Below are 21,832 nucleotides of genomic sequence, written 5' to 3'. Positions count from 1 at the left end.
AAAACATTGCTAATAAAATAAACCCCAATAATCTGCACAATTCTAGGGGTATAAGCACTTATCCAAGCGATAGGTTCTATTTCTGGAACAACAAGATTTACTATGCCAACATAGAGGACGTATTCCAAAGATTTTTTAAAGAGGGGAATTAAGTGGCGTAAACGCTCGTATAAACGCAGTAGATTGTCAGAATTGGAGTATTGAAGACTCAGTGCATCAAGAGTATGAACAATGGTAGCAACAGCTTTAATAATGAGTAAACCAATTGAGATAATAATGTATATTTTTAAAGCTATGTAAAGATATTTGGGAACAACTTCTGGGATGTAGAGAAATTTAACACAGATGATAAAAGAAGATATCCAAAGGGTATGAATAATAATTCTTTTTAATACTTTAAAGAAAGCCTCAATACTGTCATCATTGGCTTTTATTTGATCGGCTCTCTTTGCGTAATCACAGACCCAATCTATACCCCGCTTTAAGGGTGGAATGCTAAATTTAACTAGCAATAGCAAACTCACGCTTTTGAAGCTTGCCGTAAAAAAATTGATCCAAAATTGGCTAGGAAGACTACGAATTAGATTAAGTTGAAATTCCTGAATGTTTCCACCTCGATAAATCACCATTCCATTTACACCAACCAGCGCCAGACACATAATCACACAAATTAAAATTAAAATTTTGCTGATACTGCGGCGCAGGAAAGTGATATTTGCAGTTCTTGATTGAAGCCAAGGGAATTTAGTAACCTGCTTGAATATGATACCAATCGGCAAGTTCAATAGACAAAAAACGACTATTAAAAATATGACTTCACCAAGGATAATTAGTATGTTCATTATGGAGTAAAAATATCTGAAAAAGTAGTTACATCCCCGTGTTATTTAAGAACAAGGGGATATGTTAGCCCAGAAAAATTAGTTAAATAGTCTACTAACTGAGAAAATCACAATCAACTTACGGTACTGGTCGCGTAAGTTAGCTTTGATGATAAAAGGAAGCCTTAACAGGGGCTTTTTTCAGGATATAAGAGCTTGATGAATTTGATTTTTTATATGATTTATAGAGCTAATTCGTGATTATAAATTGCTGCAATTAAATTTGACCTTAACCCAAAACGTCGGTGACGATTTCGATGTAGAAACGATAAATTTCGTCTGCTGATTGGTTGATATTTGTCGAGAATAAGACAGCATAACTCGGTTTGTTAGGCTTACGGTAATCAAATACATAAGCCAGGCGGATTTTGTGCTTGAGTGAAACTGACGACAGCTACCTCAAAGTGAAGCAATATCGACTAAGGCGTGATAATATTCAGCTTCAACATTTTTGGTCAGGATAAAGACAAATTTCTTGTGGCGAACTTCGGGCAACGATATATTCCATCACTTCCTGCCCGCAATTAACCGGACAATGCACGACACCAGTTTTAATATAGAGAAAATCGCCTGCTTTGATATCTACAAATGTATCATTCTCAACACCTAGCAAAACTCTGCACGTTCCCGTAATAATGTATATCGCAGTCTCAAAAGGATGGTAGTGTGGGGTTGCACCTGCTCCTGGAGGAATTATGCCGTGAGCCATACTAAGGTGCTTCGATCCGACAGTTTCTTCAGTTACACCCCAGCCTCGAACATAGCCATGATCTGTATCACAAATTCTTTCTGGCTCCTGAACAACTACAACACTACTCACTTGCTGTGAGATGCAAGTATCTAAAATTTCAGAATTCATAAACTATCACCCTAAAGACTATACTATTCAAAAGAAATTAGTCGTTAGACTTCTTAACATCTCAGACTCTAAATAAGAATACAAGGACAGTTAAGACAGTTAAAAAAATATTTATTTAGGAGCGATATTCTAGTTATTCATTGCCTAAAAGTGAAGCTGATACCTCATCAGAGAAATGCCCAAAACCCTGATGATTGCACAGAATAGTTATTAGAGTTGTCGCCAAATAAGCTAAAAAAGCGATGAAAGCCAGTCACAGTGAACATTTCAATAATTTCGGTCTTTTGTCGCTAAAACCTATGCTGTATAAGGTTTTGAGCTATTTAGGGCTTTATTAAGCGACAAGTCTATTAAACATTGTCTAAATTGGCTCAAACTAGGCAATGTTGATTCATAACCAATAAGTACCCTATATCTAAAAGCTGAAAACCTCTTCAGGTAAAGATTTTCAGCTATATGGCAGAATTTTTTGTGAATCGTTGCACTACCTAAGCTTGAGTGGCGTCAGTCTGGCAACGACGCTTGAGTAGGTCATCTTGTCTTGCTGCCGACAACCACCGTATTGTCCCAAACGTCGCCGTACAGCCAGTTGCCTCCCGCGTTTTGGTCGCTACTGGTGTAGTATTCCTGCCACGCAATCAGGAGTTCATCGACCGTAAGCTGTCCGTCGCCGTTGCTGTCGAGCTTCTGGAAAGCTAGCTGGCTGTTCGCCGACTTACAGCCAAAAGCTTGGTGGAATTTGGCGAACTCACTTTGTTCGAGGAAACCGTTGTCGTCTCGATCGCAGATTGTGAAAATCGCTTTTGCGAGGGGATAGAAGGCTGCTTTATAGGCTTCTAAATCTTTGGCGTAGGACTTTAAGCCATTGCGCCATTCCTCCGGAGTCACTTGGCCATCGTTATCAACATCCATCTTGGCTTGTACATCAGTCCAAAAGTGTTCAAACGTTTGGAACAGTTTCTGTGTTTTGGGACTGCCCATAGGTTCGCCGAGATAAGTAGCAACACGAGCGGCGAGAGCGAGTACATCGGCTTGTTCTAGAACGCCGTTACCGTTTACATCAGCATGAGTAAAACAAACATCGAATTTTCGATCCAACAAATCTTGAGTTTCAACAAGAGGCATATTTAATCTCCGTATATATGAAATGTTGTATCAACTTTGCTGTTCAACTATTCCGCGCGGATGAACTTATTTGAGAGTATTTCACAATATTTTTTTTAAAACAAGGACAGTTAAGAAAGTTAAGAAAGTTAAGAATAAATATCAAATTAAATTTTATTTAAAGGCAAGGACAGTTACGAAAAAATATAAAATCAATCGTAACCGCTAGTTGCAGTGCCAAGTACTTGATATTGAATAAGTGCCTTATAGTTGCTTGATCAAACAATTGTGGATAGCTGTTTTGCAAAATAGGTTTGGTAGAGTCCGTAGCGGGGTAAGACGCGATCGCCTTCAAAGCGAATTAATCCCAAACCTTCAAGCTTATAAGTGTCAATAGGATTAAGAGAAATACCTTGCTTTGCTGCCAGAATTTCAGCATAAGTCTTTGCGAGTCTAGGATTTTCTTGCAGTTTGAGCCAGTGTCGCCATAAATGATCGCGGTAGATGCCACCATTAGCGATCGCTTCCTCTATTATTTCTTGCAGGGTCATTTCTTTAGACCTAAGATAGTACAAACTAATCTGAATTAGTGCTGGATGTCCCCCTACTAGTGACATTAGTTGGGCAAAATCTTTAGCTTTAAATGAATCTAAACTATACTGCCTAGCTAAATCTTCTACTTGTGGTTGAGTAAAATCATTCAGACGAATAGGTAGACCAATATTAAAAGGAGAGAGGTTAATATCCATAGAGATATAGTCTTCGGTTGAGTAAACCATTACTAACCTCAGCTTTTGCCAGTTGGGATTGTGTCGTGCTTCCTCACACCATGACCGCAACAAAGCAAAAAAATCTTGACAAATGTGAGGATATTCAAAAAAACGGTCAATTTCATTCAACACTAAAACCACTGGGCTTTGACATTGTTCGAGCAAATAGTTTTCTAAATAAAAGCCACTACTCAAGTTGTAGCCAATTTGTTCATTCCACTTTTCCTTGAGGTTGGGGTCAATACCTAACCCTATTGCAATTTTCCAGCAAAGACGACGCAACAGTTTATTTAAATCAGTTAGACACTCACTATCGAATTGGTAGCAATTCAGATTCACAGTATGATATCCTTGTTTCTGTGCAAAGGCACAAAGCCGCAACACAAGAGAACTTTTACCCATCTGTTTGGGGGATCTAATCCGAATCACGCAGCCACTAGTAGTTACTTCTCGATAAACCTTTCTCTCTAGTGGAGGACGTTCAATATAAAAGTGAGAATCTAAAGGTACGGGGCCATCCGGGTATGACCAAAGATTTTCTATCTGTTCAGTTTGTGTATGATGTTCTTCGACAAATGTGGTTAATTCGGAACCTTGAGATAAATCTTTTTCTACATTTGCAATAGACAATAATTCAGATGTTTCAGTCTCATTTGCTTTGTTGACTATGGTGTAATCTTCGTTGTGTAATTCTAGATTAAAAGCGCTAAAGCAGAGTTTTATAGTTTTTTGATCTACACTTTCACTTAAAGACCATAATTTACTCAAAGTTCTAGTAGAAACATTAATGCGCGAACTTATTTCTTCTAAACTCAAGTGTTCACCTTTATTTTCTACTATCTCCGCAGAAAGAATTGCTGATTGTAACCGTTTAATTCCTGTGGATGTTAGTATAACTCCTCGTGTGCGTTTAGTTTTATACATTGCTACTCCAGGTATTTATTATAAATGAGTGTCACAAGCAATAAATTTTTCTATCTGCCTACTGAAACTGAAATTTGATGTAGCAATTTTTGATACACTCTTATTTCATTTTTTTTTAAATCTATTGGAACTCTAATAAACCAAGTTACATTATACTAGCTTGATAGTAAACGCTGACATAAATTATATATTTATCCTACTTTTCCCACTTTTCCTACTTTTCCACTCAGTGTTTTGATAGTTGTCTTGCAAAACTCTCCGAAGAAATTAAGTCCTTGTCTTTACCTGAATTTGTACAAATGTGTTTAAATCATGTAATAGTTATAACTTGTATAAGTTATGACTTTTGTTGGTGTGTTGCAAAAATATTATCCCTTTAGTAGAACTCTAAATACCAAGTATTAATAGTTGTGAAACTGTCTGTAATCACGACTTGGTTGAAAAATCGGCAGAAATTATGCATAAGAAAAGTCCAAATATATACGAGTGATTAGTGTCTAATTTAATAGAATTTTATACTTATTTATCAGATAAGCAATGCAGAAATTGCCTAACAGATGTATTTTGATTACTAGCTTCTACCAATAAAAGGGAAGATTTTCTAACTGTCTTGATACCCATTGAGGAGTGAAAACACTCCGGTAAATCGGATTTTTAACTCTTAGATAACCGTTATAATTTTCCACCAAACCAGATAGCAACAGTTGCGTCTGTTCTTCACTATTATCGGCTAGTATCAAGTTATCTATCGGGTTGCTATTCCTTAGCTCCTCTACTTGTAACACTTGTTGATAAATGTTTAATAACTTTCCTGCTTTGCGTTCATCAAAAAGTAAGCGATCTCTTATGGTACGGAGATGTTCAGGTTGATCTTGGAATTCCCAATGTTGAATAATGCGCGATCGCACCAATTGTTCTACCCAATATCCTTCAGCACCGTTCGGTATGGCAATCGGTACCTTATAACTTTCTAAGGCAACTTGCACAACTAAGTGACAAAGCTTTTGCGTGAGAAACGGCTGTCCTCTTGTCCAATGAATAATATACGCCAATATTGCCTGTGGGTGGCTGACTACTTCTTCTAAACCTTCAAGTAGGGGCATAGCTTCATGTAATTGAAAGTCAGATAACTTAATTGCTTGACCAATGTTAAAGGGAGTTCGATGTCGATCAACAATTAGGCTAGATGGACTGGCTACACCAAACAAAGCGAAACCCAAGCGTTGAAAACTTGGGTTGTGTGCTTGCTGCTCATAACAGTAACGAATCCAGATAAAAAAATCGTTGATCGGGAAATTCAAACTCAGCAGACTATTAATATTATCGATAAAGATGAAAATACGATTATTTTGAACTTCTCTCAGCAACACCTGTTCAACAAATTGATACAGTCGTTGTACAGGATCAAGCTCTGATTGTTGCTCCCACCAACTTTCAAAGTTGATTTGCTCTGTTAGATTTAACTTGTGAAACAGGCTGAAAATAATACCTTTATACCATTGTGTAGGTGTAATTTGATTAGTACCTAATAAAAATGAATTTAGATAAATGCATATATAATTTTCTTTTTTTAAGCGATGAATAGTCCGGTGTAGTAAAGATGATTGACCTGTTTGGTGGCAGTTGAAGACATAACAGAAATTTCCTGTTTTTAATCCAGTATAAAGTTGTTCGTCTGCTTGGCGGACAATATATGTAGAGTCATCATATTTCAGGCTACCACCGACCTGATATCTCATAATCAAGTCAATTACTATCAATAGCGATACTTGTGTTTTTATAATCGATACTATATTTAAACGCAACAATATTCTGATAGATTTTAACTTTTGTTTTCATTATTTTTGCTATTACTTAAGGTTTAACCACCTTGTATTTACTTGGATAATCTTATAGCGATCGCACTATTTCATCACTCTAAGGGAATAGTTTATTTCTAACCTTTATGCTATATATTTAGCTTTATAAATCACTACGTTTACTTCCTTTTAGTTACGTTTTTGAATTGAACTTTGATAAATTAGGTTGACATTTTTAGCGATGGCGTAACCGCCCAGCGTAGCTGATCGCAATATATATATAATTCATCACTCAACTTGTCTTGGTTAATAAATAACCTGAGTTCGGGATAAGTAGATGTACATAAATAAAGTGAAGATAGGGTAGGTGAGATACCTAGGCCACAAGAGGCTAATTGTTTTTGTAAGATGGGCATTATAGCTGCCATAGCCAGTAAAAGAGTGTTTTATACTTCATTAAGTCCATCTACTTATTGGGAATGCAAACAAGACTGCAAGTCAACATAGTTCATAATTTTTCACAGCAGACGTGTAGTGGAAAATGACAGCTAAATTATTCTCTGAAAAAAGCAAATTTTTGAAGAAAAATTATATATTTTTAGATAACTAAAGAGCAATCGCTCAAGAGATAGTGCCAAACTTAATCACTATAAGCTGTCGCGCATTTAAATTGTATAATTTTGGGTCTAAAACCCTTCTATGGTCTAGAGGCAGCTAAAAAACTAGATGCGTGGCAGCTTATTATTTGCGGACTTATCCTCTCTTAGCTAAAAATAAAAGTCAAGGAAAGTTAAGACATTTAAGTAAATTCTTGAGATAGTTAAGACAGGAATACTGCTTGGTTAAGGAAAAAAGTAGGCTCAAACCCTTGATATATCCTTGTTTATAATGCCCAAAGAGCTTAAACGAATAGTATTTAGTTAAGCCAATCTTTTTTTTGAAGCAACTAATTCCTCATCATATTTTGGGTTGTGAACTTGAGTTTTCTGACAACTGATACGTGGTTCATTAAATAAATCATAGTAGCTTTGCTTTGAGGAGAAAGTAACCCCATATTTGCGGCTAATCTCAAACTCTAGCTCGTTCAAAGCTCATCTATTTTTTGTTAACAGCTATTCTATTATGGATGAACGCTGCTCTGGGCTTAATAGCCCAACACTTCCTTCCTATTCCCGAAATGAATTGTTAAACCAAAGCCAATTCTAACGTTGAGCCAGACGCTTGGAGGGAATGCTCGAAAAACTAAGACGTTTTTAGGTTCGAAACTTAGGAGTAATATTTGAGCACACCTTGTTGTTAGATACAAAACCAGTAGGAGTAGTTGGCTACAAACGCGACAAAGGTCAAAGTGATTTTACTGGCAGTCCTGATTATGGGTGCTGTGCCAGTCGAAGAATGAAGCGTTTAGGCATTGATGTCCTTACTTTTGAACAACATCCTGTGGCTTAATTCACATAAGGCCTATATATTTTTTAAATATATACGTGCTTAACTTTCTTAACTTTCCTAAATTTCTTAACTATTTTCTTAAATATCTTCTTAAATGTCTTAACTGGTCTTGCATCTTTTTTAAAAAACTGGGATTATCTATCTGAATATATTTATTCAATCATTAAAAATAAATTATAATGTTGCTTAAAAATTAATAATTTTAATTAACAGTAAGATTGTATTAGCATCTAACGATGTGCCCGACTGCGGTGTAGGTCAAACAACACCCCTGCGACATCAAAAGTAGGACAACACTTGAATATAGAGCAATATGAAAAATAGCTTGTCTTCTACTCGTCGCAATCTCGCCTTTCTGCCTCCTGCCAGAGAACGTTTCCGTAGTTTTTTCTATAGGAAAGACTCTATTTGTGCATTATTTGTATTTTTATAACTAAAGATTGTCAGGATTTTAAGGGGTTTTAATGGATAAAATTATAAAAACAAGTTACCCACTCTCTTTTGGTCAACAAGCAATGTGGTTTATATACCAAATTGATCCAAAGAGCGTTGTCTATAATATGTTCACTACCGTAAAAATTAATTCTTATTTAAATATTGTTGCTGCCAATCGTGTATGGGAAAAGATTATTGAACACCATTCTATTCTACGAACCACATATACCAGTCATGAAGGAAAACCCCTTCAGCAAATTAATCAACAAGATAAATTTAATTTTGAGGTAATAGATGCCAGCAATTGGAGTGAAGATTACTTACAAGAGAAAATATTTGCTATAACTGACTGCCCTTTTAACTTAGAAAAAGATTCAGTTTTGAGAGTTAATTTGTTTACTTGTTCAGCAAAAGAACACATTCTCTTGCTCACAATGCACCACATTGCAGGTGATATGTGGTCTTTTGATATACTGCTGAGTGAATTTCAAGCTTTGTATGCTAATGAAATTGAGCAAGTTAGTCAAGAGCAGACAGAGGCCGCCGCAGATTTTTTGACCAATAATAAATCTTATCTAGAGTTTGTCCGCTGGCAGTCACAAATGCTATCGAGTTCCAGGGGAGAAGAACAGAGGCAATACTGGCGAGAACAGTTAGCTGGCGAATTACCAATTTTGAATTTACTCGCAGATAAACCTCGCCCAACTGTACAGACTTATCAAGGAACAGCACATATTTTAAAGCTAGATGAAGAGTTAATTCAAAAACTTCGGTATCTAGCTCAAGCCTCTGGAACAACCCTTTATCAGATTCTGCTCACAGCATTTTACGTGCAACTTTACCGCTATACCAATCAAAAAGACATCCTGATAGGAAGCCCGATGAGAGGTCGGTGGGGTGGAGATTTTAAAAAGATTGTCGGCTACTTTGTTAACCTGACGGTTTTACGAACTTTTGTACAGGGAAACGCCACATTTACAGAATTTCTAGCTCAAGTAAGCAATACCGTAAAAGCAGCCCAAAAACATCAAGATTATCCTTTTTCTCTGTTAGCAGAACAACTCCAGCCACAGCGAGATCCCAGTCGTTCTCCTTTGTGTCAAGTTAGCTTTACTTGGCAACGACAACGTTGGTGTGAACCAACAGAGAATTCATTGCACAGTCGAGAACGAGTGCTTCAAATGGAGCCATATTTGCTCGGACATCAACGTGGTGCCGACTTGGATCTGAATCTAATGGTGATGGAAGCTCAGGGAGTGTTGCAACTGTGCTGGCAATACAATCCTGACTTGTTTGAGGCGACGACGATCGCGCGCATGGCAGGACATTTTGTGACCTTGCTTGAAGGTATTGTTGCTAACCCACAGCAGAGGATTTCACAATTACCACTGTTGAGTCCAACAGAGTATCATCAATTGTTGGTGGAGTGGAACGATACTCAGGTCGATTATCCTCAAGATAAGTGTATTCATCAGTTGTTTGAGGAGCAGGTAGCGCGTACCCCCGATGCAGTAGCAGTGGTGTTTGAAAATGAACAACTTACCTACCACCAGTTGAACACTCAAGCTAATCAATTGGCGCATTACTTGCGGTCTTTGGGCGTGGGAGCAGATGTACTAGTAGGGTTGTGTGTGGAGCGATCGCTATTAATAGCGATCGCTCTGTTGGCGATTCTCAAGGCGGGTGGAGCGTATGTACCACTTGACCCAGAATATCCTACTGAGCGTCTGAGCTATATACTGGAAGATACTCAAGTTCCGGTACTGCTGACCCAAAAGCAACTCTTAGATAAACTACCCCCAAATCAAGCAAAGCTGGTATTTATAGATGAAATCTGGTCACAAATTGGCGACAACAACCAGGAGAATCTGACTATTGAAGTCACGGCTTCTCATCTAGCAAATGTGATTTACACGAGCGGTTCCACAGGTAAACCCAAAGGGGTGATGGTTGAGCATAAGGGATTGTGCAACTTAGCTCAAGCTCAGATTCAAACTTTTGGTGTAGATTCTTCTAGTCGTGTTCTCCAGTTTGCCTCCTTCAATTTTGATGCTTCTATTTGGGAAGTCATCATGGCTTTGGGATCGGGAGCAACACTTTATTTAGGAACAAAAGACTCTCTAATGCCAGGTATGCCGTTAATTGAGCGATTACGCGACCATAGCATTACTCATGTCACCCTACCACCATCAGCATTGGCAGTCCTGCCAGATGAAGAACTAAAAGCACTGCAAACAATTATTGTTGCCGGTGAAGCAAGTTCAGCTGAACTGATAAAACAATGGTCTGTTGGGAGAAACTTCTTTAACGCTTACGGGCCGACAGAAGCTAGCGTCTGCGCCACAATTGCAAAATGCACTCTTGAAGACGAGAAAGTTACCATTGGTCGTCCAATTGCCAACACACAAATCTACATCTTAGACTCGCATTTACAGCCAGTGCCAATTGGTGTACCAGGAGAATTGCACATCGGTGGTGCGGGTTTAGCACGAGGTTATCTCAACCGACCAGAGTTGACCAACGAGAAATTCATCTCTAATCCCTTTAGTGATGAGCTGCATTCCCGACTTTACAAAACAGGGGACTTGGCACGTTATCTACCAGATGCCAACATCGAATACCTGGGACGCATCGATAATCAGGTGAAAATCCGAGGTTTCCGGATCGAGTTAGGGGAAATTGAAGGCATTTTGACTCAACACCCCTTTGTACAAGAAGGTGTCGTCGTTGCCAGAGTTGATAACACTGGTGAGAAACGTACTTCGGCTCCGCTCAGTACAAGTCTGGTAGCTTACTTAGTACCTGCTTTGAAAAATAAAGTATTACCCCAGCAGCTTGCTCAATGGCAGAGCGAGTATGTTAGTGACTGGCAAAGGCTTTATGAACAAGCTTATGGGCAACCTCAAGCATCCGCAGATGACGTAACGTTCAATATTAGTGGTTGGAACAGTAGTTATACCAAACAACCTATCCCGGATTGGGAAATGCAGGAATGGGTTGAGAATACAGTTGGCCACATCCTATCGATGTCACCGCAGCGAGTATTAGAAATTGGTTGTGGAACAGGATTACTGCTATCTCGCGTTGCTCCGAACTGCCAAGAGTATTGGGGATGCGATTATTCCAGCGCCGTCATACAGCACGTTGAGCAGGTATGTAAAACGGTGGCAGGTCTAGATAATGTGCGGTTGCTGCACCAAATGGCGGATAACTTTGCAGACATCCCCAAAGGAAAGTTCAATACTGTAGTTGTCAACTCAGTAGTGCAATACTTCCCCAGTGTGGAGTATCTGTTGCAGGTTCTTGATGGCGCGATCGCGTCAATTGGCGCTCAAGGTACCCTATTCGTCGGGGATGTCCGCTCCTTGCCTCTGTTGGAGCCATTCCATGCCTCAGTGCAGTTGTCTCAAGCCCCTCAAGAAAGAAGTATTGAGCAATGGCAGCGAATGGTACACTCTAGTGTCACCGCCGAAGAAGAATTGCTCATCGATCCTAGTTTCTTCATTGCTCTCAAACAACGTTTTCCCCAAATTACTTGGGTGGAGATTCAGCCCAAACGCGGTTACGCTCAAAATGAGCTAACCCAATTCCGCTATGACGTCACCCTCCATGTTGGTGCTGATGTTCAAGCAATTACCGTTCCTTGGTTAAACTGGCAATTAGACAAGCTTTCATTTACACAAATTCAACATCAACTGCAACAACAGCCAGAATTGTTAGGAATTAGGGGTGTACCTAATCAACGGGTGCAGCAAGCACTACAGATTTGGCAATGGCTGGAAAATTCCCCTGATGTCGAAACAGTGGGACAACTACGCCAACTATTAGCACAACAGCCAACAGTTGGGGTCAATCCAGAGCAGATTTACCAGTTGGGGCAGCAACTCGGTTATAGTGTCCACCTCAGTTGGTGGCAGAGTAGTCAAGATGGTTCATTCGATGTGGTGTTCTGCCGCCACAAAGTAGATAGGACGAGCGCTTTTTGGGATACAAAGGAATTCACTACTAAACCTTGGACTGACTACACTAACAATCCGCTACACGGCAAGTTGGTTCAGAAACTGGTGCCACAGGTGCGTGAATATCTCCAACAAAAGCTACCTGATTACATGATGCCAAGTGCTTTTGTCCTCCTTGATGCTCTACCCCTGACACCAAACGGCAAGGTAGATCGCCGCTCCCTGCCTTCACCTGATACAGCTACGAGAAATCTTTCTACTGGCTTTGTTTTACCTCGCACCCCAATTGAAGCTCAAATCACTCAAATGTGGAGTCAAGTCTTAGGAGTTGCACGCATTGGCATTAATGACAATTTCTTTGAACTAGGTGGTCATTCTCTACTAGCTACTCAAGTCCTCTCAGAGATCAACTCAACTTTTGGACTCGATTTATCTATACAGACGATGTTTGAGTCTCCCACAGTAGCTGGGATAGCAGCCTACATAGAAGTAGTGAATTTGGTAACACAATTATCAATTAAAGAAGTAAGTAGCGAGGTAGTAGAGTTTTGAACATGACTAACAGCATTGTTGAATTCGTTCGTCACCTGACAAGCTTGAGTATTGAACTAGAGACTGATAGCGTTAGCGGAGCGCCTCTGGAAGAGGTTCGCTTGCGTTGTCATGCACCTGAAGGGGTATTAACTCCAACGCTGCGTCAGAAAATAGCTGCTCGTAAAACAGAAATTATTCTATTCTTGCAGCAAGCAAAGCAGGTTAAAGCTGCTCATCAGTTGTCGATTCAACCAGTGCCAAGGGACGGTGAGCTACCGCTATCTTTTGCACAGCAACGACTCTGGTTTTTGCACCAGCTCTCGCCCGACAGTCGCTCTTATAATATGCTACTGATTCTGCGGCTAGATGGCTTGCTGAATATAGTTGCGCTCTCGCAGAGTCTAAGTGAACTCATTCGTCGCCACGAGATATTAAGAACAACTTTTCCCGCAATAGACGGAAAACCTGTCCAGGTAATTGCTTCTCCTACTGCCTTAACTTTGCCAGTCTATGATTTGCAAGGATTGTCAGATTGCGAACAAACTGACCGGATTCGGCAATTGGCCAATTCTCAAGCATCCCAGCCCTTCGATCTGGCTGTTGGGCCATTAGTACAATTCACTTTACTCCAACTGAGTAACCAGAAGTATGTACTGCTGTTAAAGATGCACCACATTATTTATGATGGCTGGTCTTTGAACATCTTCTTTAGTGAATTATCACTAGCTTATGCAGCTTTCACTCAAGGATTGCCCAACCCACTACCTGAATTATCCATTCAATACGCTGACTTTGCCTTTTGGCAACGCCAGTGGCTCACAGGTGAAGTGCGCGATCGCCAATTAGCTTACTGGCAAAAACAGTTAGCCAATATACCTTCGGTACTAGAACTGCCTAGCGATCGCCCACGTCCCCCAGTTCAGAGCTTCCGAGGTGGAGTTGAGCGTTTTAAACTTGATCGCGACCTCACACAACGCCTCAAACAGTTGAGCCAAGAGTCAGACGCAACGTTGTTTATGACTTTACTGGCAGCTTTTTTAGTTTTGCTCTCTCGTTACAGTGGTCAGTTAGATATTGTTGTTGGCTCCCCAATTGCTAACCGCAACAACAAGAGCGTCGAGCAGCTTATGGGGTTTTTTGCTAATACCTTAGTATTAAGGGGTGATCTCTCTGGCAACCCCAGCTTTGCTGACTTTTTAGCGCAAGTGCGGCAAACAACCTTGTCAGCATACACCCACCAAGACTTACCTTTTGAGATGTTGGTGGAAAAGCTACAGCCAGAGAGAGATTTGAGTCATAATCCTCTAGTACAGGTGATGTTTGCCCTTCAGAACGCTCCACTGTCTTTTGGGGATTTGCCAGGTTTAACTATCCAGAATATGTCCTTGCCAGTTGATGAAATGGTCAAGTTTGACCTGGAAGTGGACTACTTGGAAGATTCATCCGGTCTTGAGGGTGTTTGGAGTTACAGTGCTGATTTATTTGATGCGGCTACAATTACTCGCCTAGCCCAACATTTTCAAACTTTACTCAAAGCAATTGTTGCCAATCCCAAAGCGCCAATTGCAGAATTACCACTGTTGGCGATCGCAGAACGTCATCAATTGCTGGTGGAGTGGAACAACACTCAAGTCAATTATCCCCTTGATAAATGTCTCCATCAGTTGTTTGAGGAGCAAGTAGCGCGTACACCCGATGCTGTAGCGGTGGTGTTTGAAAACCAACAACTGACTTACCAGCAGTTAAATTGTCGCGCAAATAAGTTAGCACATTACTTGCAGTCTTTGGGAGTGGGAGCAGATGTGCTAGTCGGTATTTGTGTAGAGCGATCGCTCTTGATGGTAGTAGGACTGCTAGGGATTCTTAAAGCAGGTGGAGCATACCTACCACTTGACCCAGACTATCCTAGCGATCGCTTGAGCTATATGCTAGAAGATGCTCAAGTGAAAGTGCTACTGACACAACAGCAACTCAAAGAAAAGTTACCTCAGCATCAAGCCCAGGTTGTATATTTAGATACTGACTGGCAATTTATTTCTCAGTCAAGTCAGGATAATCCAATTACTACTCTGCAAGATAGTAACTTGGCTTATGTGATTTACACATCCGGTTCCACTGGCAAGCCCAAAGGAGCAATGAACACGCACTTGGGGATTTGCAATCGCCTGCTGTGGATGCAACAAGCTTATCAATTAACAGCAGTAGATTGCATTTTACAGAAAACTCCTTTTAGCTTCGACGTTTCAGTTTGGGAGTTCTTCTGGCCATTAATCACTGGAGCGCGTTTAGTTGTGGCTAAACCAGGAGGACATAAAGATAGTGCTTACTTGGTTAACCTAATTTTACAGCAGCAGGTTACTCATGTGCATTTTGTCCCTTCTATGCTCCAGGTCTTCTTAGAAGAACCAAGTCTGGAAAATTGCCGTAGCTTGAAACGAGTTATATGTAGTGGTGAAGCATTACCTGTAGAACTTCAAGAACGCTTTTTTGCTCGGTTAGACTGCGAATTGCACAATCTCTACGGGCCAACAGAAGCGGCAATAGATGTCACCTACTGGCAATGCTTTCCAAATGGCAATCTTAGGACAGTACCGATTGGTCGTGCGATCGCCAACACACAAATTTACATTTTAGACGAGCATCTGCAACCAGTTCCTGTAGGTGTAGCCGGAGAATTGCATATTGGTGGTGCAGGATTAGCAAGAGGCTATCTCAACCGTCCAGAGTTGACAAAAGAAAAATTCATTTCCAACCCCTTTGACAATTCAAAATTATATAAAACTGGAGATTTAGCGCGTTATTTCTCAGATGGCACAATTGAATACATCGGACGAATTGATAACCAAGTAAAAATACGTGGTTTCCGCATCGAATTGGGAGAAATTGAGGTATTACTGAACCAATATGAGGAGGTGCAGGCATCTTGTGTTATTGCCCGCGAAGATACGACGGGAGATAAACGCTTAGTCGCCTATATAGTGCCGCATCAGCACTCTAAACCCACAACCAATGAACTGCGGCAATTCCTGAAAGCAAAGCTACCAGACTACATGGTGCCAAGTGCTTTTGTAATATTGGAATCAATGCCACTCACTTCTAACGGCAAAGTAGACCGTCGCGCTTTACCCGCACCGGATTTATACAGCGAAATCAAAGATAAATATGTAGCCCCACGTACTCCAATTGAAGAAATACTGGCGCAAACTTGGTCACAAGTACTGCAACTGCCACAGGTAGGCATACACGATAACTTCTTTGAACTTGGGGGACACTCACTATTAGCAACACAATTAGTTTCACGCATCCGCAACATTTTCAAAGTGGAACTACCATTGCGAGAGTTGTTTGCCGCCGCCACACTAGCCGAATTAGCACGAGAAATTGAACAATTACAGCAACAAGACTTAGAACTGTCTGCACCACCTATCTTACCAAGGGCGGAGAATGTACAATTAGCACTGTCTTATGCTCAACAGCGTCTGTGGTTTTTAGACCAATTCGAGCCAAACAGTCCCTTCTACAACATGTCCATAGCCTTGCGTTTAGCAGGAACTGTGGAAGTTGCCGCATTAGAACAAAGCTTTCAAGAAATTATTCATCGCCACGAAGCGTTACGTACTAATTTCATTACGGTTGATGGACAGGCAACACAAATCATTCAAACAGAAACGAATTGGACAGTATCAGTTGTTGATTTGAAGCATTTATCTACAACTGAACAAAAAATAGCTTCACAGCAATTAGTGCAACAACAAGCTATTCAACCCTTTGAGTTAGCAACACAAGCATTGGTAAGAGCAACATTAGTAGTGCTATCCGAGACAGAACACATACTGTTAATGTGTATACACCACATAGTCTCTGATGGCTGGTCAATTGGTCTGTTTCTCCAAGAACTAGCAGCACTGTACAATGCTTATTCTCAAGGTCAGCCGTCACTATTAGCACCACTGCCGATTCAATATGCAGATTTTGCACTGTGGCAAAGACAGTGGTTGCAAGGAGAAGTACTACAAAGCCAATTGAGTTATTGGCAACAAAAATTGGCTTCGGCTCCAACCTTATTGTCGCTACCCACAGACCGACCAAGACCGGCTGTGCAAACTTACCAAGGAACACATCAAGAGTTTGCACTTTCTGAAGAACTAACTGGTAAGCTGGCAAAACTCAGCCAAGAGCAAGGGGTGACTCTGTTCATGACGCTGTTGGCAGCGTTTGATACCCTGCTTTACCGCTACACAGATACAGAAGACATTCTGGTGGGTTCGCCAATTGCTAACCGCGATCGCAGTGAGATAGAAGGGTTAATTGGCTTTTTCGTCAATACTCTAGTCATGCGTACTGATTTATCAGGCAACCCCAGTTTTAGCGAATTACTCAGTCGTGTTCGCGAAATAGCAATGGAGGCATATTCTCATCAGCATTTGCCTTTTGAAATGCTGGTAGAAGCATTGCAGCCAGAACGGGATCTTAGCCATTCACCATTGTTTCAAGTAATGTTTGTCCTCCAGAATGCACCCACATCTGGATTAGAACTAACTGGGTTAACTATCAGTTCATTGCCAATAAAAGGTACAACTTCAAGGTTTGATTTAACCTTAATAATGCAGAACACTGTCACTGGGCTAGTAGGGGTGTGGGAGTACAACACTGATTTGTTTGATGCTAGTACCATTGAGCGAATGACTGGTCATTTTGTGACATTGCTTGAAGGTATTATTGCTAACCCAGAGGAGCGAATTTCCCAATTACCACTGCTGACACAACCAGAACAACAAAAGTTACTTGTCGAGTGGAACGATACAGGAGCGGATTATCCACAGGATTTGTGCATCCATCAGTTGTTTGAGGAACAGGTGGATAGTACACCCGATGCGATCGCAGTTGTATTTGAAGATCAACAACTGACTTACTATGAATTAAACTACCGCGCTAACCAGTTGGCGCACTACTTGCGGTCTTTGGGTGTAGGGTCTGATGCCCTGGTTGGTTTATGTGTAGAGCGTTCTTTAGAGATGGTCATAGGATTATTGGGGATTCTCAAAGCGGGTGCTGCTTATGTGCCACTTGACCCAGAATATCCCAGCGATCGCTTGAGCTTTATTTTAGAAGATGCTCAAGTTTCAGTATTGCTAACCCAGCAGTCAATTCTTGACAGATTGCCCCAGCATCAAGCACAGCTTGTTTGTTTGGATACTGACGCTAAACTGATTTCCCAATCGGGTCAGGACAATCTCATCTCCGACGTACAAGCAAATAACTTAGCTTATATAATTTATACTTCTGGTTCTACAGGTCAACCTAAAGGTATAGCTATGAATCAGCTTGCCCTTAGCAATCTAATCTTGTGGCATCAGGAAAATCTGAAAATTTCTCGTGGAGCAAAAACCCTACAATTTGCTTCTATTAGCTTTGATGTCTCCTTCCAAGAAATATTCACTACCTGGTGTTCTGGAGGCACATTGTTCTTAATTGGGGAGGAATTACGCAAAGATACATCAGCTTTGTTAGGTTTTCTCCAACAAAAAGCAATTGAGAGAATGTTTCTCCCCTTTGTTGCCTTACAGCAACTAGCTGAAGTTGCTATTGGTGGTGAATTAGTTAATAGTCATTTGCGGGAAATAATTACTGCTGGGGAACAGTTGCAGATTACTCCCGCTATTTCCCAATGGTTAAGCAAACTAACTGATTGTACATTGCACAATCACTATGGGCCATCAGAGAGCCATTTAGCCACTAGTTTTACTCTGGCTAATTCAGTGGAGACTTGGCCTCTACTTCCTCCCGTTGGTCGTCCCATTGCCAACGCGCAAATTTACATTCTGGACAGGTTCTTACAGCCTGTACCCGTTGGTGTACCAGGAGAATTGTACATTGCTGGTGTCCTTTTAGCCCAAGGCTACTTCAACCGACCAGAGTTAACACAAGAAAAATTTATTCCCAACCCCTTCGCTCGAAGCAGGGGAGCAGACGAGCAGACGAGCAGACGAGCAGAAATTCTTCCTAATTCCCAATCCCCAATCCCCAGTCCCCGACTTTACAAAACAGGGGATTTAGCACGCTATTTAAATGATGGCAATATTGAATACTTGGGGCGTATTGACAATCAGGTGAAAATTCGGGGTTTCCGCATCGAGTTGGGAGAAATTGAAGCAGTACTGAGCCAACTTGATGTGCAAGCATCTTGTGCGATCGCCCGCGAAGATATTCCTGGGAACAAACGCCTAGTGGCTTACATTGTGCCTCAAGAAGGGCAGAAACTCACAGTCAGCTTTGTGCGTAACTTCTTAAAGGAAAAGTTACCAGAATATATGGCGCCAAGTGCGATCGTTATCTTAGAAGCTTTACCGCTTACCCCCAACGGTAAACTAGACCGCCGCGCATTGCCCGTACCTGATTTACACAGCCAATTATTGGACAAATATGTTGCCCCACGTAACCCAATCGAAGAAATCCTGTCGCTAATTTGGGCGCAAGTTCTGAAAGTAGAGCAAGTGGGTATACATGATAACTTCTTTGAACTTGGAGGACACTCGTTACTAGCAACGCAACTCATCTCCCGCGTGCGTACCAGCTTGAAAGTAGAACTACCATTGCGTAGCTTATTTGCTGCACCAACCGTTGCTGAATTGTCCCACAACATTCAACAGTTACAGCAACAGGATTTAAAACTAACATCATCACTCATCTTACCAAGGGCAAAGAATGCAGAATTACCACTGTCTTATGCCCAAACACGGCTATGGTTTTTAGACAAATTAAACCCGAACAGCGCCTTCTACAACTTACCCATAGCTTTGCGTCTAGTCGGAACTCTTGATCAAACTGCGCTACAACAGAGCTTGCAAGAAATTATTCTTCGCCACGAAGCGTTACGCACCAACTTTGTCATCGTTGATGGAAAACCTTCTCAAATCATTCAAACAGAGGCGAATTGGACACTATCAGTTGTTGACTGCAAATATCTGACAACAAGCGAGCAAGAAATATTAACACAGCAATTAGCGCAACAACCCTTTGACTTAGCAACTGAAGCATTAGTTAGAGCAACATTATTAGTGCTGTCTGAGACAGAACACGCCTTATTAGTATGTATGCATCACATAGTCAGTGATGGTTGGTCAATGGGTGTGTTTGTTCAAGAACTAGCAGGGCTGTACACTACTTATTCTCAAGGTGAGCCGTCTCCTTTAACACCACTGCCGATACAGTACGCAGATTTTGCAATTTGGCAGCGAAATTGGTTGCAAGGAGATGTCTTACAAAGTCAATTGAGTTACTGGCAACAACAACTGGCAAACGCACCAGCTTTGTTGTCACTACCAACTGACCGACCTAGACAATCTATGCAGACTTTTGCAGGAGCATATCAACAGTTTGCCCTCTCGAAGAAGCTAACTGATAAACTTGTGCAACTAAGCCAGCAACAAGGTTGTACCCTCTTTATGACGCTGTTGGCAGCGTTTGATACCTTACTTTACCGCTACACAGGTACAGAAGACATTTTGGTGGGTTCGCCAATTGCCAACCGCGATCGCAGTGAGATAGAAGGGTTAATTGGCTTTTTTCTGAACACCTTAGTTATGCGTACCAATTTGGCAGGCAATCCTAGCTTTAGCGAATTACTAGGTCGTGTTCGTGAAATGGCGATGGATGCATACTCTCATCAGAATTTGCCTTTTGAAATGCTAGTAGAAGCATTGCAGCCAGAACGGGATCTCAGTCACACACCACTGTTCCAAGTGATGTTTGTCCTCCAAAATGCTCCTATATCTCAACAATTGGAGTTGACTGGGTTAACTGTCAGTCCACTGGTGGTAAAAAGTACAACTACCAAGTTTGATCTAACCTTGGCAATGGAAAAAACTGCCACTGGACTGGTGGGGGTGTGGGAATACAACACTGATTTGTTTGATGCATCCACCATTGAGCGAATGACGGGTCATTTTCTGACATTACTTGAAGGTATTATTGCTAACCCAGAGGAGCGAATTTCTCAACTGCCACTGTTAACAGAATTTGAGCAACATCAACTATTAGTAGAGTGGACTGATACTCAGGTAGATTATCCGCTAGATAAGTGTATCCATCAGTTGTTTGAGGAGCAGGTTCAGCGTACACCTGATGCTGTGGCAGTTGTGTATGAAGACCAACAACTTACATACCAGGAGTTGAATAGTCGTGCTAACCAGTTGGCACACTACCTCAAGTCTTTGGGAGTAACCGCAGATGTGCTGGTGGGCATTTGTGTGGAACGCTCAATAGAAATGGTGGTGGGATTACTAGGTATTCTTAAAGCGGGTGGGGCTTATGTACCACTTGACCCTGAGTATCCGACTGAGCGGTTGCACTTTATGTTAGAAGATGCTCAAGTTTCAGTGTTGCTGACTCAGCAGAAACTCCTTGACAGACTGCCCCAACATCAAGCAAAACTTCACTTCGGCTCTGCTCAGTACAAGGTTTGTTTAGATACTGACTGGCAGCTTATTTCTCAGTCAAGTCAGGATAATCTAATCACTGAAGCACAAGCAACTAATTTGGCTTATGTGATTTATACCTCCGGTTCTACAGGTCAACCCAAAGGAGTGCTGATTGCCCATCAAGGATTACTAAATTTGGTGTTCTGGCATCAACATACTTTTAAAATCACTTCATCAGACAAAGCTACCCAACTGGCAGGAACAGGATTTGACGCTGCGGTATGGGAATTATGGCCTTACCTGACGGCAGGAGCAAGTATTTATTTAGTCAAATCTGAACTAGTGACCTCACCAGTAAATCTACAAGACTGGTTGAGATCGCAGCAGATTACTATCAGTTTTGTGCCAACACCAGTAGCACAGGAGTTATTGTCATTGGAATGGACAACGGAAAGATTAGCTATCCGTTACATGCTGATAGGAGGGGATAAGCTTCATCAGTATGCATCAGTGTCAGTGCCGTTCCAAGTAATAAATAATTATGGACCAACAGAGAATACTGTTGTCACAACTTCTGGGGTAGTATTTGCTACTGGGCAACAGATGTCGCCGAGTATTGGGCGTCCAATTGCTAACACCCAAGTCTACATCTTAGACGAGTATCTGCAACCAGTGCCTGTGGGTGTACCAGGAGAACT

General features: G+C 41.2%; 7 protein-coding genes and 3 pseudogenes. 3 read left to right on the top strand and 7 right to left on the bottom strand.

Annotated features, from left to right (window positions below):
* The 7 genes and pseudogenes from VB740_RS09930 to VB740_RS09900 all read right to left on the bottom strand — a co-directional run.
* Positions 1-842: pseudogene (locus tag VB740_RS09930) on the bottom strand (mechanosensitive ion channel family protein); the annotation flags it as partial.
* A 221-nt stretch (positions 843-1,063) separates the two neighbouring features.
* Positions 1,064-1,153: pseudogene (locus VB740_RS09925) on the bottom strand (IS5/IS1182 family transposase); the annotation flags it as partial.
* Between the two features lie 170 nt (positions 1,154-1,323).
* Positions 1,324-1,740 (bottom strand): cupin domain-containing protein, encoded by a 417-nt coding sequence (locus VB740_RS09920; protein WP_323199858.1) that lies wholly within the window; start codon positions 1,738-1,740, stop codon positions 1,324-1,326.
* A 531-nt stretch (positions 1,741-2,271) separates the two neighbouring features.
* Positions 2,272-2,865, bottom strand: coding sequence for an EF-hand domain-containing protein (locus tag VB740_RS09915; protein ID WP_323199857.1), 594 nt, complete (start codon positions 2,863-2,865; stop codon positions 2,272-2,274).
* Between the two features lie 257 nt (positions 2,866-3,122).
* Entirely contained in the window at positions 3,123-4,538 is a 1,416-nt protein-coding gene (locus tag VB740_RS09910; RefSeq protein WP_323199856.1) for an AAA-like domain-containing protein, read from the bottom strand.
* A gap of 578 nt (positions 4,539-5,116) precedes the next feature.
* Positions 5,117-6,277: an AAA-like domain-containing protein gene (locus tag VB740_RS09905; RefSeq protein ID WP_323199855.1), complete on the bottom strand. Its 1,161-nt coding sequence runs from the start codon at positions 6,275-6,277 to the stop codon at positions 5,117-5,119.
* 989 nt (positions 6,278-7,266) lie between these two features.
* Positions 7,267-7,503 (bottom strand): annotated as a pseudogene (locus VB740_RS09900) (winged helix-turn-helix domain-containing protein); the annotation flags it as partial.
* Between the two features lie 124 nt (positions 7,504-7,627).
* On the opposite strand from VB740_RS09900, the gene VB740_RS09895 reads away from it, so the two are divergent.
* From VB740_RS09895 to VB740_RS09885, 3 genes are all read left to right on the top strand, one after another.
* The gene (locus tag VB740_RS09895) at positions 7,628-7,786 is read left to right on the top strand and encodes a hypothetical protein (protein WP_323199854.1); all 159 of its coding nucleotides are present in this window, start codon (positions 7,628-7,630) and stop codon (positions 7,784-7,786) included.
* Positions 7,787-8,250: 464 nt separating this feature from the next.
* Positions 8,251-12,732 (top strand): amino acid adenylation domain-containing protein, encoded by a 4,482-nt coding sequence (locus tag VB740_RS09890; RefSeq protein WP_323199853.1) that lies wholly within the window; start codon positions 8,251-8,253, stop codon positions 12,730-12,732.
* A gap of 2 nt (positions 12,733-12,734) precedes the next feature.
* A partial coding sequence (locus tag VB740_RS09885) for a non-ribosomal peptide synthetase (protein WP_323199852.1) occupies positions 12,735-21,832 on the top strand: 9,098 nt, incomplete at its 3' end.

Source organism: Nostoc sp. UHCC 0251 (assembly GCF_034932245.1).
GTDB lineage: Bacteria > Cyanobacteriota > Cyanobacteriia > Cyanobacteriales > Nostocaceae > Nostoc.
The sequence above is the reverse complement of the archived record's forward strand: the minus strand, read 5'-3'. Positions and strand labels throughout refer to the sequence as shown.